The organism is Actinoallomurus spadix (assembly GCF_024055725.1).
Taxonomy (GTDB): Bacteria; Actinomycetota; Actinomycetes; order Streptosporangiales; family Streptosporangiaceae; genus Actinoallomurus; species Actinoallomurus spadix.
Genome location: NZ_JAMXMX010000035.1, coordinates 52,923 through 70,164, shown reverse-complemented (window position 1 = coordinate 70,164; position 17,242 = coordinate 52,923). Strand labels below are relative to the sequence as shown.

General features: G+C 75.6%; 16 protein-coding genes and 1 riboswitch. Of the genes, 15 read left to right on the top strand and 1 reads right to left on the bottom strand.

Annotated features, from left to right (window positions below):
- Positions 1 to 65: 65 nt before the first annotated feature.
- On the bottom strand, positions 66 to 1,094 hold the full coding sequence (locus NE235_RS33880) for an LLM class F420-dependent oxidoreductase (protein ID WP_252810382.1): 1,029 nt from the start codon (positions 1,092 to 1,094) through the stop codon (positions 66 to 68).
- Positions 1,095 to 1,333: 239 nt separating this feature from the next.
- Positions 1,334 to 1,456, top strand: a riboswitch (cobalamin riboswitch).
- Positions 1,457 to 1,548: 92 nt separating this feature from the next.
- Between NE235_RS33880 and NE235_RS33875 the strand changes: the two genes are divergently transcribed.
- From NE235_RS33875 to cobT, 15 genes are all read left to right on the top strand, one after another.
- A complete protein-coding gene (locus tag NE235_RS33875; protein ID WP_252810388.1) occupies positions 1,549 to 3,633 on the top strand; it encodes a magnesium chelatase subunit D family protein in 2,085 nt (694 codons plus the stop codon).
- A 57-nt stretch (positions 3,634 to 3,690) separates the two neighbouring features.
- Positions 3,691 to 4,293 (top strand): cob(I)yrinic acid a,c-diamide adenosyltransferase, encoded by a 603-nt coding sequence (gene cobO / locus NE235_RS33870; protein WP_252810380.1) that lies wholly within the window; start codon positions 3,691 to 3,693, stop codon positions 4,291 to 4,293.
- A gap of 43 nt (positions 4,294 to 4,336) precedes the next feature.
- Positions 4,337 to 5,698 carry a cobyrinate a,c-diamide synthase gene (locus NE235_RS33865; RefSeq protein ID WP_252810386.1) on the top strand — a complete coding sequence of 454 codons (1,362 nt, stop codon included), beginning with the start codon at positions 4,337 to 4,339 and terminating at the stop codon, positions 5,696 to 5,698.
- The gene (locus NE235_RS33860; RefSeq protein ID WP_252810379.1) at positions 5,695 to 6,231 is read left to right on the top strand and encodes a GNAT family N-acetyltransferase; all 537 of its coding nucleotides are present in this window, start codon (positions 5,695 to 5,697) and stop codon (positions 6,229 to 6,231) included. The genes NE235_RS33865 and NE235_RS33860 overlap by 4 nt, the downstream gene beginning before the upstream one ends.
- Positions 6,228 to 6,977 (top strand): precorrin-2 C(20)-methyltransferase, encoded by a 750-nt coding sequence (gene cobI, locus NE235_RS33855; protein ID WP_252810378.1) that lies wholly within the window; start codon positions 6,228 to 6,230, stop codon positions 6,975 to 6,977. The genes NE235_RS33860 and cobI overlap by 4 nt, the downstream gene beginning before the upstream one ends.
- Before the next feature lie 65 nt (positions 6,978 to 7,042).
- On the top strand, positions 7,043 to 7,837 hold the full coding sequence (gene cobM, locus NE235_RS33850) for a precorrin-4 C(11)-methyltransferase (protein ID WP_252810377.1): 795 nt from the start codon (positions 7,043 to 7,045) through the stop codon (positions 7,835 to 7,837).
- A gap of 7 nt (positions 7,838 to 7,844) precedes the next feature.
- Positions 7,845 to 9,002 (top strand): cobalt-precorrin-5B (C(1))-methyltransferase, encoded by a 1,158-nt coding sequence (locus NE235_RS33845; protein ID WP_252810376.1) that lies wholly within the window; start codon positions 7,845 to 7,847, stop codon positions 9,000 to 9,002.
- Complete coding sequence (gene cbiE / locus NE235_RS33840; protein WP_252810375.1) at positions 8,999 to 10,177, top strand: precorrin-6y C5,15-methyltransferase (decarboxylating) subunit CbiE; 1,179 nt, start codon at positions 8,999 to 9,001, stop codon at positions 10,175 to 10,177. Before NE235_RS33845 ends, cbiE begins: the two co-directional genes overlap by 4 nt.
- On the top strand, positions 10,174 to 11,925 hold the full coding sequence (cobJ, locus tag NE235_RS33835) for a precorrin-3B C(17)-methyltransferase (protein ID WP_252810374.1): 1,752 nt from the start codon (positions 10,174 to 10,176) through the stop codon (positions 11,923 to 11,925). Before cbiE ends, cobJ begins: the two co-directional genes overlap by 4 nt.
- Positions 11,916 to 12,152, top strand: coding sequence for a 4Fe-4S binding protein (locus NE235_RS33830; protein ID WP_252810372.1), 237 nt, complete (start codon positions 11,916 to 11,918; stop codon positions 12,150 to 12,152). The genes cobJ and NE235_RS33830 overlap by 10 nt, the downstream gene beginning before the upstream one ends.
- A gap of 112 nt (positions 12,153 to 12,264) precedes the next feature.
- Entirely contained in the window at positions 12,265 to 13,335 is a 1,071-nt protein-coding gene (locus tag NE235_RS33825) for a HoxN/HupN/NixA family nickel/cobalt transporter (RefSeq protein ID WP_252810371.1), read from the top strand.
- Entirely contained in the window at positions 13,332 to 13,943 is a 612-nt protein-coding gene (locus NE235_RS33820) for a precorrin-8X methylmutase (protein ID WP_252810369.1), read from the top strand. The genes NE235_RS33825 and NE235_RS33820 overlap by 4 nt, the downstream gene beginning before the upstream one ends.
- Positions 13,940 to 14,836, top strand: coding sequence for a sirohydrochlorin chelatase (locus tag NE235_RS33815; protein WP_252810365.1), 897 nt, complete (start codon positions 13,940 to 13,942; stop codon positions 14,834 to 14,836). Before NE235_RS33820 ends, NE235_RS33815 begins: the two co-directional genes overlap by 4 nt.
- Positions 14,826 to 15,977: an aminotransferase class I/II-fold pyridoxal phosphate-dependent enzyme gene (locus tag NE235_RS33810; protein ID WP_252810363.1), complete on the top strand. Its 1,152-nt coding sequence runs from the start codon at positions 14,826 to 14,828 to the stop codon at positions 15,975 to 15,977. The genes NE235_RS33815 and NE235_RS33810 overlap by 11 nt, the downstream gene beginning before the upstream one ends.
- Before the next feature lie 17 nt (positions 15,978 to 15,994).
- On the top strand, positions 15,995 to 17,197 hold the full coding sequence (gene cobT, locus NE235_RS33805) for a nicotinate-nucleotide--dimethylbenzimidazole phosphoribosyltransferase (RefSeq protein WP_252810357.1): 1,203 nt from the start codon (positions 15,995 to 15,997) through the stop codon (positions 17,195 to 17,197).
- Positions 17,198 to 17,242: the final 45 nt, after the last annotated feature.

Here is a 17,242-nt window from a genome sequence, read left to right as displayed (position 1 = left end):
CCGTCTCGTGCCGGGAGCCGCTGGGTGCGGGGACGCCGTCTCGTGCCGGGAGCCGGCGGGTCCGGTCAGGGCTGTACGAGGTCGCGGATCGCCTTCAGGGTCGGCTCGTCCTTCACCCCGGCGATGAGGAGGGTGGTCACGGGGGAGTCCCGCCAGACCTGGAGCCGCTCCCTGATGCGGCCGATCGGGCCGAGCAGGGAGATCGAGTCGGCCAGTTCGTCGGGCACCGCCCTGATCGCCTCGTCGCGCCGGCCCGCCAGGAACAGCTCCTGCACGCGCGCGGCCTCCTCGGCGTACCCGAGCCGCGCGATCAGGTCCAGGTGGAAGTTGCGGTCCCGGGCGCCCATGCCGCCGATGTAGAAGGCCAGCGGGAGCTTGGCGAACTCCAGTGCGGCCGCCAGGTCGTCGGTGACGATCGTCGTCACGGTCGCGGCGATGTCGAATCCCGCGCGGCGGCCTGCCAGTGAGGCGCCGAAGACCGTCTCGATCTTCGCCGGGTCGACGAAGAGGGGCAGCCAGCCGTCGGCGATCTCGGCGGCCAGGGCGATGTTCTTCGGACCCTCCGCGCCCAGGTAGACGGGAATGTCCGGGCGCACCGGGTGGACGATCGACTTGAGCGGCTTGCCGAGGCCGGTCACGCGGCCCGGGGCGTACGCGGAGGATGGCAGTGGCAGCGGGTAGTGCGGGCCGGCGGAGGTCACCGGCTCCGCGCGCCGCCACACGTCCCGCAGGATCCGGACGTACTCACGGGTGCGTTCCAGGGGGCGGGCGAACGGCACGCCGTACCAGCCCTCCACGACCTGGGGACCGGACGCGCCGATGCCGAGGGTGACCCGGCCGCCGGACAGCGCGTCGAGGGTCAGGGCGTGCATGGCGGTCGCGGCGGGCGTGCGGGCGGACATCTGCGCCACCGCCGTGCCCAGCTTGATGCGCGAGGTCCGCGCGGCGTACCAGGTGAGCGTCGTGAAGGCGTCCGAGCCGTACGCCTCGGCGGTGTAGACGTGGTCGTAGCCGAGCCGCTCGGCGGCCAGCACGGTCTCGGTCGCGTCCTCCGGATCCCGCTGCCAGTAGCCGACGTTGATGCCGAGCCTCATCCGCGCGCCTCCCAAAATAGAACAGGTTCTATTCAAGCAGATCCCCGTCCTCCCGGGCAGCGGCCGGCCGCCCCGCGATAACGTGCTCCCGCCGTGCCCCCGGCCGTTCCGCGACGGCGCGCACCCGCCGCGCCCGCGGCGGGCGGCCCGTCGCCCGCGTGCCGGATCACGGCCGGCGGCCGTACCTGCGGTGTCGCGCGTCAGGGCGGATATGTCATGCTGTCCTCCGGCGGTACGCGGAGGAACCCGGTGCGAATCCGGGGCTGTCGCGCAACTGTGACCGGGAAGTCCCTCCTCAGAAGGTGGCCACGGCGTGAGCCGGAAGGCCGAGGGCGGGCGGCGATCCGGAAGCCAGGAGACTCCGGCCGCCGATGCCAGGCCACCTACGGGCGCGTTAACCCGAGGAAAGGACGACCACCGGGTGAACACCTATCCGTTCTCCGCCATCACCGGGATGGAGGACCTCAAGCTCGCCCTCCTGATCAACGCGGTCTCCCCCTCCGTCGGCGGGGTGCTGGTCCGCGGGGAGAAGGGCACCGCGAAATCCACCATCGTGCGGGCGCTCGCCGCGCTGCTGCCGGAGGTCGCGGTGGTCGCGGACTGCCGGTTCTCCTGCGACCCGGAGGCGCCCGACCCGCGCTGCCCCGACGGGCCGCACGGCGACGGGGACGCCCGCCAGGTGCGGCCCGCCCGGCTCGTGGAGCTGCCGATCGGAGCGGCAGAGGACCGCCTGACCGGCTCGCTCGACCTCGAACGCGCCCTCACCGAGGGCGTCCAGGCGTACCAGCCCGGCCTGCTGGCCGCCGCCCACCGCGGCGTGCTGTACGTCGACGAGGTCAACCTCCTGCACGACCACCTCGTCGACCTGCTCCTCGACGCGGCCGCGATGGGGCACTCCTACGTCGAGCGCGAAGGCGTCTCCGTCCGGCACGCCTCGCGGTTCCTGCTCGTCGGCACGATGAACCCCGAAGAGGGCGAACTGCGGCCGCAGCTCCTGGACCGCTTCGGCCTGACCGTGGAGGTCGCCGCCACCCGCGACCCGGAGGAGCGGGCGGAGGTCGTGCGCCGCCGGCTGGCCTTCGAGGCCGACCCGGCGGTGTTCGTGGCCGGCTGGGCGCGCGCCGAGACCGAGCTGGCCTGGCGGATCGAGCAGGCACGTGCCCGGCTGCCCGAGGTCGTCCTGCCCGACGGCGCGCTGCGGCAGATCACGGCGGTGTGCGCCGCGTTCGAGGTGGACGGGCTGCGGGCCGACATCGTCATGGCCCGCGCCGCGATGGCCCTCGCCGCCTGGCACGACCGTACGGTCGTCACCGCGGCCGACGTGCGCGTCGCCGCCCGTCTCGCCCTCCCGCACCGGCGCCGCCGCGACCCCTTCGACGCGCCGGGCCTCGACGAGGACCGGCTCGAGGAGGTCCTGGAGGACACCGGCGGCTACGACGAACAGCCGCCCCCGCCGGATCCCGGGTTCGGCGAGGACACGGTGACCGACCTCGTTCCCGAGCAGCCCACCGGCCCGGACCCGCGACCGGAACCGGACACGGACCGGGGAACGGACCCGGAGGACCCCGACCCCGACGACCGTGACCCCGACGACCCCGGACCGGACGACGGTCCCGGCGGCGGAGGGCCGGACGGCCCCGGCGACGAGCCGGCCGGGCCGCAGGAGGGGGCGCTCGTCGACATCGAGCAGGCCCTGTCCGGCGAGGGCCGCGGCGGGCGCGAGCGGGAGACGTCCCCGGAGCCGGCGCCCGCCGACGCGCTCTACCGGCCGCGGGTCTTCACCGTCCCCGGCCTCGGCGAGGGCGCGCCGGGCCGCCGCTCGCGGGCCCGCACCCCGTACGGCCGGACGACCGGCGCGCGGCCGGGAACCCGGTCGGTGCACCTGACCGCGACCCTCCTCGCGGCGGCCCCGCACCAGCGCGCCCGCGGCCGCTCCGGCACCGGCCTCGTCGTCCGGTCCGGCGACCTGCGCGAGCGGGTCCGGGAGGGCCGCGAGGGCAACCTCGTGCTGTTCGTCGTCGACGCCAGCGGCTCCATGGCCGCGCGGCAGCGGATGCGCGCCGTCAAGGGCGCCGTGCTCAGTCTCCTCCTCGACGCCTACCAGCGCCGCGACAAGGTCGGCCTGATCACCTTCCGCGGCACGTCCGCCGAGCTGGCGCTGCCGCCGACCTCCTCGGTCGAGGCGGGCGCGCGGCGCCTCGAGACGCTGCCCACCGGCGGCCGCACCCCGCTCGCCGCGGGCCTGCTCCGCACGGCCGACGTCCTGCGCGCCGAACGCCTGCGCGACCCCGCCCGCCGTCCCCTGCTCGTCCTGGTGACCGACGGGCGGGCTACCCACGGCTCCCCGGCCGACGCGCTGCGCGCCGCCGACCTGCTGCGCGGCGTCACCTCCGTCGTCGTCGACTGCGAGCGCGGCCCGGTGCGCCTCGGGCTCGCGGGCGGGATCGCCGCCCGTCTCGGCGCCGAGGTCGTGCGCCTGGAGGAGCTGGCCGCCGACGCCCTCACCGGCGTCGTCCACGAGCGCCGGGCCGCGGCGTGACCCGCCCCGCCACCGAACCCGACACCTCACCCCGCCACCGCCGCCGGAAGGACCGACATGCCGCAGGGAAAGCCGTCCCAGGTGCCCGATGACGGGCTGACCACCCGGCAGCGCCGTAACCGCCCTCTCGTGGTCGTCCACACCGGCCCGGGCAAGGGCAAGTCGACCGCGGCCTTCGGCCTGGCCCTGCGCGGCTGGAACCAGGGCTGGCCGATCGGGGTGTTCCAGTTCGTCAAGTCGGCCAAGTGGCGCATCGGCGAGGAACGGGCGCTGCGGGTCCTCGGCGAGTCCGGCGAGGGCGGCCCCGTCACCTGGCACAAGATGGGCGAGGGCTGGTCGTGGATCCAGCGGCCCGGCACGGAGGAGGACCACGCGGCGGACGCCCGCGAGGGCTGGGAGCAGATCAAGCGCGACCTCGCCGCCGAGACGTACACGCTGTACGTGCTGGACGAGTTCACCTATCCGATGAAGTGGGGCTGGGTGGACGTCGAGGACGTGATCGCGACGCTGCGGGACCGCCCGGGGTACCAGCACGTCGTCATCACCGGCCGCGACGCCGACCCGCGGCTGGTGGAGTTCGCCGACCTCGTCACCGAGATGGGCAAGGTCAAGCACCCCATGGACGCCGGCCAGAAGGGCCAGAAGGGCATCGAGTGGTGACGCGTCGTCCGGCCGGGCGGGCGGTCCGGTGAGGATCCCGCGGATCGTCGTCGCCGCCCCCGCCTCCGGGAGCGGCAAGACGACGGTGGCCACCGGGCTGATGGCCGCGCTGACCGCGCGCGGCCTCGACGTCTCGCCGCACAAGGTCGGACCGGACTACATCGACCCGGGCTACCACGCGCTCGCGGCCGGGCGGCCGGGCCGCAACCTCGACCCCTGGCTGACGTCGGAGGACCTCGTCGCGCCGCTGTTCCTGCACGGCGCGCGGAACGCGGACGTCGCCGTCGTCGAGGGCGTCATGGGGCTGTTCGACGGCGCCGAGGCCGCCGGAGGCGGGTTCGCCTCCACGGCGCACGTGGCCCGGCTCCTGGCCGCGCCCGTCGTGCTCGTGGTGGACGCCTCGTCGGCGGGGCGCTCGATCGCCGCGCTCGTCCACGGGTTCGTCACCTACGACTCGACCGTGCGCATCGGCGGCGTGATCCTCAACCGGGTCGGATCGGACCGGCACGAGCGGATCTGCCGTGCGGCGATCGAGGAGACCGGGCTGCCGGTGCTCGGGGCACTGCGGCGGAACGCGGACGTCGACACCCCGTCCCGCCACCTCGGCCTCATCCCCGCGGCCGAACGCCGTGCCGACGCCGTACGGACGGTCGAGCGGCTCGGCGCGCTCGTCGCGGAGTCCTGCGACCTGCAGGGCCTGCTCGCCCTCGCCCACGCGGCCCCGCCGATCGACGCCCGCCCCTGGGACCCGGACGCGGCGGTGGACCCGGAAGAGGGCGCCGTACGGTCGCCGGAGGCGGCCGGCGGCGGGATGGGCGGCGCGCGTCCCGTGGTGGCGGTGGCGGGCGGCCCGGCGTTCACGTTCGGGTACGCCGAGAACGACGAGCTGCTCGCCGCGGCCGGCGCGGACGTCGTGCCGTTCGACCCGCTGCGCGACGAGGCGCTGCCGGACGGCACGCGCGGCGTCGTGATCGGCGGCGGCTTCCCCGAGATGTACGCGGCGGAGCTGGCGGCCAACGAGCCGCTGCGCCGGCGGGTCGCCGCGTTCGACGGGCCGATCTACGCCGAGTGCGCCGGCCTGCTCTACCTCGCCCGTACGCTCGACGGCGCGCCGATGTGCGGGATCGTCGACGCCGAGGCGTCCATGACGTCCCGGCTCACCCTCGGCTACCGGGAGGCGGTCGCGGTGACCGACTCGCCGGTCGCGCGGACCGGCGAGCGCTTCCGCGGCCACGAGTTCCACCGCACGGTGGTGCGGCGCGGCCCGGGCGCCGAGGCCGCCTGGCGGTGGCCCGGGTCCGGGCCGGAGGGGTTCGCCGGCCCGCGCCGCCTTGCCTCCTACCTCCATCTCCACTGGGCTGGTAGTCCGGAGATGGCGAGCCGTTTCGTGGGAGCGTGCGTATGACCTTCGACATGGGAGTGCTGCTGGAGACCCAGCGGCTGCTGTTGCGCCCGTTCGAGGAGGGCGACGCGGCGGACGTGCTGGCGGCGAGCCACGACCCGGAGATCCTTCGCTGGATGCCGTGGGCGCCCGCGCAGACCGCCGAGACCGCGCTGGCCTGGTGCGTGACGCACGCGCACGCCGATCCGACGCTGGGCGTGAACTTCGCCGTCGTCGCCGGGGACCGGTTCGCCGGCACCGTCGGCCTGGGCCGTACCGACTGGGCCGACGGCCGGGTCGAGGTCGGCTACTGGATCGCGCCGTGGGCGCGGCGCAAGGGGTACGCCGTCGAGGCGACGCGCGCCGCCGCCGCGTACGCCTTCGAGAAGGGCCTGCACCGGGTCGAACTGCTGGCCGCCGTCGGCAACCTGGCGTCGCAGGGCGTCGCGGCGAAGGCCGGCTTCACCCGGGAGGGCGTGCTCCGCGAGGCCATGGTGATCCCGGCCGGGCGGGTCGACGCCGTGCTGTTCAGCCTGCTGGAGAGTGAACTGACATGACATCTGACAGGCCGCGGCTGGTCGGCGTGGGCGTCGGGCCGGGCGACCCCGAGCTCGTCACCGTCCGCGCGGTCCGGATCCTGCGCGAGGCCGATGTGGTGCTGGTCCCGGTGATGGCGCTGGACGAGCCGGGCCGCGCCGAGTCCGTCGTGCGCGCGTACACCGACCGGGCCGAGCGCGTCGTCTTCGCCCTCAACGACCGGGGCGGGCGCAGCGAGCGGCGGGTGAGCGCCTGGGACGCGGCCGCCCGCCGGGTCGTCGAGGCGTTCGACGGCGGCGCGCGGACGGTGGCGTTCGCGACGATCGGCGACCCGAACGTCTACTCCACCTTCACCTACCTCGCCCGGACCGTACGTGACCGCCGGCCGGACGCGGCGGTCGAGACCGTGCCGGGCGTCACCGCCATGCAGGATCTCGCCGCGCGGTCGGGGACCGTGCTGACCGAGGGTGACGAGTCGCTGTGCCTGCTGCCGCTGACCGGCGGCACCACACGGCTCCGCACGGTCCTGGAGACGCACGACACGGTCGTCGCGTACAAGTTCGGGCGGGTCGCCGGGGAGACCCTGGCGGCCGTACGCGACGCGGGCCGGCTCGACGACGCGGTGTACGGCGCGCGGCTCGGCCTGCCCGACGAGGACGTACGCGCGGCGAAGGAACTGGACGGGCCGGTGCCGTACCTGTCGACGCTGATCGTGCCCGGCCGCCGGACCGTCACCGGCGGCAGGCTGAACGGGGGGACCCCATGACCGAGCGGAGCGAGGGCATCGACGAGCACGGCGGCCGCGCTCATGAGGCCGGCGAAGGAGGCCCTGTGCGGGGACGTGTGGTGTTCGTCGGGGCGGGGCCGGGCGCGGCGGACCTGCTGACGTTCCGGGCCGCGAAGGCGATCGCCGAGGCCGACGTGGTGATCTGGGCGGCCAGCCTCGTCCACGAGGACGTGCTCCAGCACGCCCGCCCGGACGCGGAGATCGTCGACTCGGCGCGGCTGCCCATGGAGGGCGTGCTGCCGTACTACGAGCGTGCCGTCGCCGAGGGCCTGACCGTGGCGCGGATCCACTCCGGTGACCCGGCGCTGTGGGGCGCGCTGCAGGAGCAGCTCGACCGGTGCCGCGACCTCGGTCTGGACACCGAGGTCGTGCCGGGTGTGTCGAGCTTCTCGGCCGTCGCCGCCGCCGTCGAGCGGGAGCTGACCATCCCCGAGGTCGCGCAGTCGGTGATCCTCACCCGTCTCGGCGGCGGCAAGACGCCGATGCCGCCGGGGGAGGAGGTCCGGGAGTTCGCCCGGCACGGCACGACGATGGCGCTGTTCCTGTCGGCGGCGCGGTCCAGGCAGCTGCAGGAGGAGCTCCTGGAGGGCGGGTACCCGCCGGACACGCCCTGCGTGGTCGCCTACCAGTGCACCTGGCCGGACGAGCTGATCGTGCGCTGTCGCCTCGACGCCCTGGAGGAGACCGTCAAGGAGCACAAGCTGTGGAAGCACACGCTCGTGCTCGTCGGCGCCGCGCTGGAGGCCGGCGGCACCCGTTCGCATCTGTACCACCCGGGCCACTTCCACGGGCACCGGCGCGCGGACCGGGCGGCGCGCAGGGCGCTGCGGGGCGGCTGAGCCGGCGATGACCACACCCCACGAGCCCGACATGCCGCGGACCATGAAGGTCCGCGGCAAGGCGCTGCGCACCGGCTGGACGACCGGCACCTGCGCCTCGGCGGCGGCCAAGGCCGCGGCGGAGGCGCTGGTCACCGGCGCCCCGCCGGAGGTCGTCGAGGTGGCGCTGCCGTCGGGCCGCCGGGTGACGTTCGCGGTGGACTCCTGTGTGCTCGGGACGGGTCGGGCCGAGGCCGTCGTCGTCAAGGACGCCGGGGACGACCCCGACGTCACGGACGGCGCCCACCTGACCGCCACCGTCTCCTGGCGGGACGAGCCGGGCATCGAGCTGGACGGCGGCGTCGGTGTGGGCGTCGTCACCAAGCCCGGCCTCGGCCTGGAGGTCGGCGGTCCCGCGATCAACCCGGTGCCCCGGCGGATGATCGAGCAGGCGGTGGAGGAGACGGTGGACCTGGCCGCGCGGGGCGTCCGCGTCGTCATCTCGGTGCCCGAGGGCGAGAAGATGGCGCGCAAGACGACGAACCGGCGGCTCGGCATCCTGGGCGGCATCTCGATCCTGGGCACGACCGGGATCGTGCGCCCGTTCTCGACCGCGTCGTGGCGGGCCAGCGTCGAGCAGGCCGTCTCGGTGCTCGCCGCGCAGGGCCAGGACACGCTGGTGCTGTGCACCGGTGGCCGAACCGAGCAGGGCGCGATGGCGCTGCTGCCGAAGCTGCCGGACGTGTGCTTCGTCGAGGTCGGCGACTTCACCGGCGCCGCGCTGCGCCGGGCGGTGGAGCACGGCGTCCGGCAGGTGGTGTTCGTCGGGATGGCCGGCAAGCTGACCAAGCTCGCGTCCGGGGTCCTGATGACGCACTACACGCGATCGAGGGTCGACACCGCGCTGCTCGGCGAGATCACGGCCGACGCCGGCGGGCCCGCGGACCTGGCGGCGCGGGTCGCGGCGGCGAACACCGCCCGCCACGCGTACGAGCTGTGGGAGGAGTCCGGGCTGCTCGGCCGCGCGGGGCGTGAGCTGTGCCGCCGCGTCGCCGGGGTGCTGGAGCGCTTCGCCGAGGACCAGGCGGCCCAGGTGCCCGGCGCGGGCGGCGTCGCGGCGCAGGTCGTCCTCGTGGACTTCACGGGCAAGCGGATGATCGCGATGTACGGGCGGCTCGCCCGATGATCACCGTGGTGGGCTGCGACGGCTCTCCGCCGTCCCCGCGGGCCCTGGACCGGCTCCGGGCCGCCTCCCTGGTCGTCGGCGGCCGCCGGCACCTGGACGCCGTACGCCCGCCGGAGCACGCGCGCCGGATCGTCCTCGGCGACGTCGCGGCGGCGCTCGACGAGATCGGCGCGGCGGACGGCGACGTCGTCGTGCTGGCCAGCGGAGACCCGGCGTTCTTCGGCATCCTGCGGGCGCTGCGCGGGCGCGGGCACGCCCCGGAGGTCCTGCCCGCGGTGTCCTCGGTGGCCACGGCGTTCGCGCGGATCGGCCTGCCGTGGGACGACGCGGTCGTGGTCAGCGCGCACGGCCGCGACCCGCGCACCGCCGTCAACGCGTGCCGGGCGCTGCCCAAGGTCGCCGTCCTCACCGCCCCGGCCTGCGGACCGGACGTCATCGCCACCGGGCTCGCCGGCTGGGACCGCGCGCTCTGGGTGGCCGAGCGCCTCGGCGGGCCCGGCGAGCGGGTCGTCCGCTGCGCGCCGGCCGAGGCCACCGCCCGCGACTGGGCCGACCCGAACGTCGTCATCGCCCTCGACGAGGACCGCCTCGGCGGCGGAGCCCGCGTCCACGACCAGCCCGCCGCGCCGCCGGACGGCTGGGCGCGCGCCGACGACGCGTACGACCACCGCGCCGGAATGATCACTAAGTGGGAGGTGCGGGCGGTCGCGCTGTCCCGCCTGCGGCCGACGCTCGGCCGGCTGATCTGGGACGTCGGCGCGGGCAGCGGCTCGGTCGGCATCGAGTGCGCCGAGCACCACGCGGCCGTCATCGCGATCGAACGCGACCCGGCGGCCTGCGACCTGATCCGCCGCAACGCCCGCGGCTCCGGCGTACGCGTGGTCGAGGGCGCCGCGCCCGCGGCGTACGACGGGCTGCCCGATCCCGACGCGGTGTTCGTCGGCGGCGGCGGCCTCGACGCGCTCGGCGGCGCTCTCGCGCGCCGCCCCGAGACGGTCGTCGCGACGTACGCCGCGGTCGACCGGGCCGCGGCGGCGCGGCGGCTGCTGGCCGACGCGGGCTACACGGTCGAGGGCGTGCAACTCGCGGCGTCGCGGTTCGCCGACCTGCCCGGCGGGTCGTTCCGGCTGGAGGCGCAGAATCCGGTGTTCGTGCTGACGGGGAGGTCACGGTGACGGAGACGACGATGGGGCGGATCGGCGTCGTCGCGGCGACCGCGAGCGGCCGGACGGCGGCCGAGACGCTGCGCGCCGCCTGGCCGGACGAGGTCCGCGTGCTGACGGCGGACAAGGCCGCCGACGCGCTCCGCGAGGCGTGGCGGACCTGCGACGCCATCGTGAGCTTCCTCGCCGTCGGCGCGACCGTACGGGTGCTCGCACCGCTGCTCGGCCACAAGACCACCGACCCGGCCGTCGTCTGCGTCGACGAGTCGATGGCGTTCGCCGTCGCCGTCCTCGGCGGCCACCACGGCGGGAACCTCCTCGCCCACCGGCTGACGGGCGTGCTCGGCTGCACCCCCGTGGTGACGACCGCCAGCGACCGGAGCAACGTCACGCCGCTCGACTCCTACGGCGCCGACCTCGGCTTCACCGTCCACAACCCGGACCTGCTCGCGCACGTCGGCGCGGCCGTGCTGTCCGGCGAACCGGTGCGGATCGAAGGCGCCGACGGCTGGCCGCTGCCCCCGCTGCCGCCGAACGTCACGCCCGGCGCCGAGGACGCCGCGCACCGCGTCCTCGTCACCGACCACGCCGAGCTCGACTGCATGTGCCACGAGAGCTGGTCCGGCGGCGCGCTCGTCTACCGGCCCAAGTCCCTCGTCGTCGGGGTCGGCTCGGCGCGCGGCGTGTCCGCGGAGGAGGTCGGCGCGCTCGTCGACGAGACCCTGGCCGCCGCCGGTCTCGACCCCGCCTCCGTACGCTGCCTGGCGACCGTCGACCTCAAGGCCGACGAGGACGGCATCCTCCGGGCCGCCGCCGCGCGCGGCTGGGAGGTCGTCACCTACCCGGCCGGGACCCTCGCCGCCGTCGACGTCCCCAACCCCTCCGAGGTCGTCCGCGCCGAGGTCGGCACGCCCAGCGTCGCCGAGGCCGCCGCGCTGCACGGCGCGCGGGCGCACGGCCGGGACGCCGAGCTCGTCGCCGAGAAGCGCAAGTCCGCGAACGCCACGGCCGCCGTCGCCCGCCTCGCCCCGCGCGGCCGCCTCTCGATCATCGGGCTCGGCCCCGGCGCGCGCGACCTGCTCACGCCCCGCGCGGTCACCGCGCTGCAGCGGGCGTCCGTCGTCGTCGGCCTCGACCAGTACCTCGACCAGGTCCGCGACCTCATCCGCCCCGGCACGCGCGTCCTCGCCTCCGGCCTCGGCCACGAGGAGGAGCGCGCCCGCACCGCCGTCGCCGAGACGTCGGCCGGCCGCGCCGTCGCGCTCGTCGGCTCCGGCGACGCCGGGGTGTACGCCATGGCCAGCCCGGCGCTGGAGTTCGCCGGCGCGGACATCGACGTCGAGGGAGTGCCCGGCATCACCGCCGCCGTCGCCGCGTCGAACCTGCTCGGCGCGCCGCTCGGCCACGACCACGCCTACATCTCCCTGTCCGACCTGCACACCCCCTGGGAGGTCATCGAACGCCGCGTCACCGCCGCCGCCGAGGGCGACTTCACCGTCTGCCTCTACAACCCGCGCAGCCGGGCCCGTGACTGGCAGCTGCCCAAGGCCCTGGCGATCCTCGCCGAGCACCGCCCGCCGGACACACCGGCCGGGTACGTCCGCAACGCCACCCGCCCCGACCAGACGGTGACGCTGACGACCCTCGCCGACCTCGACCCGGCGCGGATCGACATGTTCACCGTGGTCCTCGTCGGCTCCAGCCGCAGCCGCGCCGTCGCCGGCCGGTTCGTCACCCCCCGCGGGTACCGATGGGCCTGAAGGAGCCACGGCGGGGAGCGGAGGCCGCGACCCTGACCGTGCGCGTCACCGCGCGCTGCCAGGGCTGCGGAGCCTGCCTGCTCACCTGCCCCGAACACGCCATCCGCCCGCACGCCGGGTGGGCCGGCGACGGCGGCGACCCCCTGCGGGTCCTGCCCGACCGGTGCACCGGATGCGGCGAATGCACCGAAGTCTGCCCGGTCGACGCCATCGAGGAACTCCCGTGACCGAGCGAAGCGAGGGAAACCGATCGACACAGCACCTTGGTCATGGGGGCGACGAAGGAGGTCCCGTGACCCGGCGCCCCGGCCGAGTCGGCGGGCCGTCGAAGGAGGCCCCGTGACGACACCCCCCGTACCCCTGACGGCAGGAACCTGGACGCGCGCCGAACGCGCGCGACTGTCCGGGATCCTCGGCATCATCGCGCTTCTCCACATCACCGGCTGGACGCTGTACTTCTACTACTCCCGCAACCTCGCCGCCGCCGGATCCTTCACCGCCGCCGGCGTGACCGCGTACGTCCTCGGCATGCGGCACGCGTTCGACGCCGACCACATCGCCGCCATCGACGACACGACACGGCTGATGCTGCAGCGCGGCCGCCGGTCCGTCGGCGTGGGCTTCTTCTTCGCGATGGGCCACTCGACGGTCGTGCTCGTACTGTCCACGGTCATCGCGCTCGCGGCGGGCGCCGCGACCACCGCGCAGATCGACTCCTTCCGGCAGGTCGGCGGCGCCATCTCGGTCGTCGTCGCGATGGCCTTCCTCCTCCTCGTCGCGGCGCTGAACGCGATGGTGCTGCGCGGCGTCGCCGGGCTCTGGCGGCGGATGACCCGCGGCGAACTCGACGAACGCGAACTGGAACTCCAGCTCCTCAACCGCGGCCTGATGAACCGCATGCTCGGCGGCCGGGCCCGCGCGCTGATCAAGTCGTCGTGGCACATGTACCCGGTCGGCCTGCTGTTCGGCCTGGGCCTGGAGACCGCCTCGGAGGTCACCCTCCTCGGGCTGGCCGCGCAGAGCGCCGGCCAGGGCGCGCTGCCGCTGCTGGCGACGCTGACCCTGCCGCTGCTGTTCGCCGCCGGGATGAGCGCGCTCGACACCTGCGACAGCCTGCTGATGACCCGCGCGTACTCCTGGGCGTTCCGCAGCCCCGCGCGCAAGCTCTACTACAACATGGCGACCACCACGATGACCGTGCTCATCGCCGGCTTCATCGGCAGCGTCTACCTCGCCGACCTGCTCGCCAAGTACGCCGGAGCGGCGTTCCTCGACTCCTACGCCGCCCTCGCCGACCACTTCGAGTACCTCGGCTACGGGATCGTCGCCGTGTTCGTCATCTCCTGGCTCGCCGCGGCCGTCCTCTGGAGAGCGGGCCGGTTCGAACAGCGGTACGGGAGCACCCAATGAACACCAGGACCATCCACCCCATCGAGGAACGGTCGTACGCGATCCTGCGGTCGCGCGTCGACCTCAGCCCCATGCCGCCCCTGTGGCGGGCGGTCGCCGAGCGCGTCATCCACGCCAGCGCCGACCTGGAGTACGCCGTCGACCTCGTCACCGACGAGGCCCACCTGCGGCGCGGACTGCGGGCGCTGCGCGCGGGAGCGCCGGTCGTCACCGACGTCGCCATGGTCGCCGCCGGCATCACCGGCCGGGAGACGATCTGCTCGGTCGGCGACCCGGCCGCCGCGCGGATGGCGCGGGCCGCGGGCATCACCCGCTCGGCCGCGGCGATCCGCCTGGCGTACGCCGAGGTCGGCCGGGGCGCGATCTGGGTCGTCGGCTGCGCGCCGACCGCTCTGGAGGAGATCATCGCGCGCGACGTCGACCCGGCCCTCGTGATCGGCCTGCCGGTCGGGTTCGTCGGCGCCGCCGAGTCCAAGGAGGCGCTGCGCGAGAGCGGGCTGCCCGCCGTCAGCAACGTCTCCGAGAAGGGCGGCTCCGCCGTGGCCGCCGCCGCCCTCAACGCCCTCCTGTACTACGAGGGCCCCGTCGAAGAAGAAGGAAGCGAATGACGCCGCTGCTGCTGGTCGGGCACGGAACGCGCGACACGAGCGGGGCCGAGGAGTTCGGCCGGTTCGTCGATCGGTTGCGGGGCCGGCTGCCGGTCGACGTGTCCGGCGGGTTCATCGAGCTGTCGCCCCCGCCGCTGACCGACGCCGTCGCCGAGTTGTACGACGCCGGGCACCGGCACCTCGCCGCCGTGCCGATGGTGCTGGTCGCCGCCGGGCACGGCAAGGGAGACATTCCCGGCGCACTGGCCCGCGAACGCGCCCGCCGCCCCGGGCTGTCGTACGTCTACGGCCGCCCCCTCGGCCCGCACCCCAGACTGCTGGACCTGCTGGACGAGCGCCTGTCCGCCGTCCTGGACCCGGCCGAGCGCGCCGAAACCGCCGTACTGCTCGTCGGGCGCGGCTCGACCGACCCGGACGCCAACGCCGAGGTCCACAAGGTCGCCCGGCTGCTGTGGGAGGGCCGGGGCCTGGCGATGGTCGAACCCGCGTTCGTGTCGCTGGCCCGGCCCGGCGTGCCCGAAGGGCTCGAACGCTGCCGCCGCCTCGGCGCCCGCCGCGTCGTCGTGCTGCCGTACTTCCTCTTCCCCGGCGTGCTGCCGGACCGCGTCGCGGACCAGGCACGCGCGTACGAGGGCCTGGAGGCCCGGTGCGCCGACGTGATCGGCGACTGCGACGGCCTCGCCGACCTGGTCCTCGAACGCTACGAGGAGGCCCTGGCCGGCGACATCCGGATGAACTGCGACACCTGCGTGTACCGCGTCGCGATGCCGGGGTTCGAGGACCGCGTCGGCGCGCCGCAGCTCCCGCACCACCATCCCGACGACCCCGCGCACGGCCACGGCCACGGCCACGGGCACGCTCACGTCCATCCGGGCGACGCCCGTGCCCGCTGACGTCGACCTGCGCCACCACGGCGACGCGGAGGTCGGGCCCGGCCTGGTGGACCTCGCCGTCAACGTGCGCCCGGGGACCCCGCCCGCCTGGCTCGCCGCGCTGCTGCGCGACAGCGTCGCCGGGCTCGCGGCCTACCCCGACGCCGCCCGCGCCCGCGCGGCGGTGGCCCGCCGCCACGGCCGCTCCCCGGAGGAGGTGCTGCTGACCGCGGGCGCGGCGGAGGCGTTCGTCCTGCTCGCCCGCGTCCTCACGCCCCGGCGGGCCGTCGTCGTGCACCCGCAGTTCACCGAGCCGGAGGCCGCCCTGCGGGCCGCCGGCCACACCCCGGACCGGGTGCTCCTGACCGGCGACTTCCGCCTCCCCCCGGCACCGGAGGACGGAAGGGCGCCCGAGGGCCGGGCGATCGCCGAGGGTACGGCGGTGCCTGGAGGCGGGGCGGTGCTCGCGGGCGGGGTGGGGCCTGAAGGTACGGTGGTGTCCGAGGGCGGGGCGGTACCCGAGGACGCCGATCTGGTCATGCTCGGCAATCCGACCAATCCGACGTCCGTGCTGCACCCGGCGGCGGCGATCGCCGCGCTCGCCCGGCCCGGCCGCACGCTCGTCGTCGACGAGGCGTTCATGGACTGCGTCCCCGGCGAGACCGAGAGCCTCGCCTCCCGTACGGACGTCCCCGGCCTGGTCGTCATCCGCAGCCTCACCAAGACCTGGGGCCTGGCGGGGCTGCGCGTCGGCTATGTCCTCGCCGAACCGCCGCTGATCGCGCGCCTGGCCGAGGCGCAGCCGCTCTGGTCGGTGTCCACCCCCGCCCTGGTCGCGGCCGAGGCCTGCACGAGCGCGCGGGCCGTCGCCGAGGCCGACGCGTGGGCCCGAGACCTGGCGGTCGAGCGGGACCGGCTGGCGGCGGCGATCCGCGCCCTCGGCCCGCACGTCGTGCCCGGCGCGCGGGCCTCTTTCCTGTGCCTGCGGGTCCCCCCGGAGCCGGGCGGCCTGGCCGTACGCGCGGCGCTGCGCGACCGCGGCTACGCGGTCCGGCGTGGCGACACGTTCCCCGGCCTGGGACCCGACTGGCTGCGCGTCGCCGTCCGCGACGCGTCCACCGATGACGCCTTCACCGCCGCGCTCAAGACGATGCTGACCTGACCTCCCGGGAGACACAGATGGAGCTCATCGCCGAGACGATCGCCGCGATCCGGCCGCTGGACGAGGCGGCCATGCGCGCGGCTCGCGAACGGCACGACCGGCTGACCAAGCCGCGCGGCTCGCTCGGCACGCTGGAGGAGCTGGGGATCCGCCTCGCGGGCGTCGCCGGCGTGTGCCCGCCGCCGCTGCCGTCGCCGGCCGCCGTGGCGGTGTTCGCCGCCGACCACGGCGTGCACGCCCAGGGGGTGACCCCCTGGCCGCAGGAGGTGACCGGCCAGATGGTGCACAACTTCCTCGCCGGCGGCGCCGTCGTCAACGCCTTCGCCCGGCAGGTCGGGGCCGAGGTCACCGTCGTCGACGTGGGCGTCAAGGGAGAACTGCCCGAGGCACCCGGCCTCCTCGCGAGGAAGGTCGCGCACGGTACCGCCGACATGACCCAGGGGCCGGCCATGACGGCCGCGGAGGCCCGGCGGGCGGTCGAGGTCGGCATCGAGATCGCCCGCGACCTCGTCGCGGCGGGCCACCGGTGCCTGCTGACCGGGGACATGGGCATCGCCAATACGACCGCCTCGGCCGCCCTCATCGCCGCCTTCACGGGCCGCGCGGCCGAGGACGTCACCGGGTACGGCACGGGCATCGACGACGCCACCCACGCGCGGAAGATCGAGGTCGTCCGGGCCGCCCTCGCCCGCGCCCGTACCGAACCGTCCGGGGAGGCCGACGCGGCCGGTCGAGCGGACCCGCTGACGGTCCTCGCACAGGTCGGCGGGCTGGAGCACGCGGCGATCGCCGGCTTCGTCCTCGGCGCGGCCGCCCACCGCGTGCCCGTCGTGCTCGACGGCGTGATCGCCGGCGCCGCCGCGCTCGTGGCGGTCGCGCTCGCCCCCGGCGCCCGCGACTTCTGCGTGGCCGGACACCGGTCCGCCGAACCGGGCCACGCCGCCGCCCTCGCGTCCCTCAGGCTGCGCCCGCTCGTCGACCTGGAACTCCGACTGGGGGAGGGCACCGGCGCCCTCCTCGCCCTGCCGCTCGTCGCCGGCGCGGTGCGGGTGCTGCACGAGGTCGCCACGTTCGACTCCGCAGGCGTCGCCGACAAGGACGCCGCCGCCACGGATCCGGCCGAGGGGGCCGCCACGGTTCCCGCGGAGGGAACCGCCGGGGGCGCCGCCGCGGACCCGGCGGACGGGTCCGGCGGCGACGCCGCGCGGAATCGCGCCTGACGGGCGCGGGTACCTTTGGTGCCGGACCAGACCGTCCACGCTTCG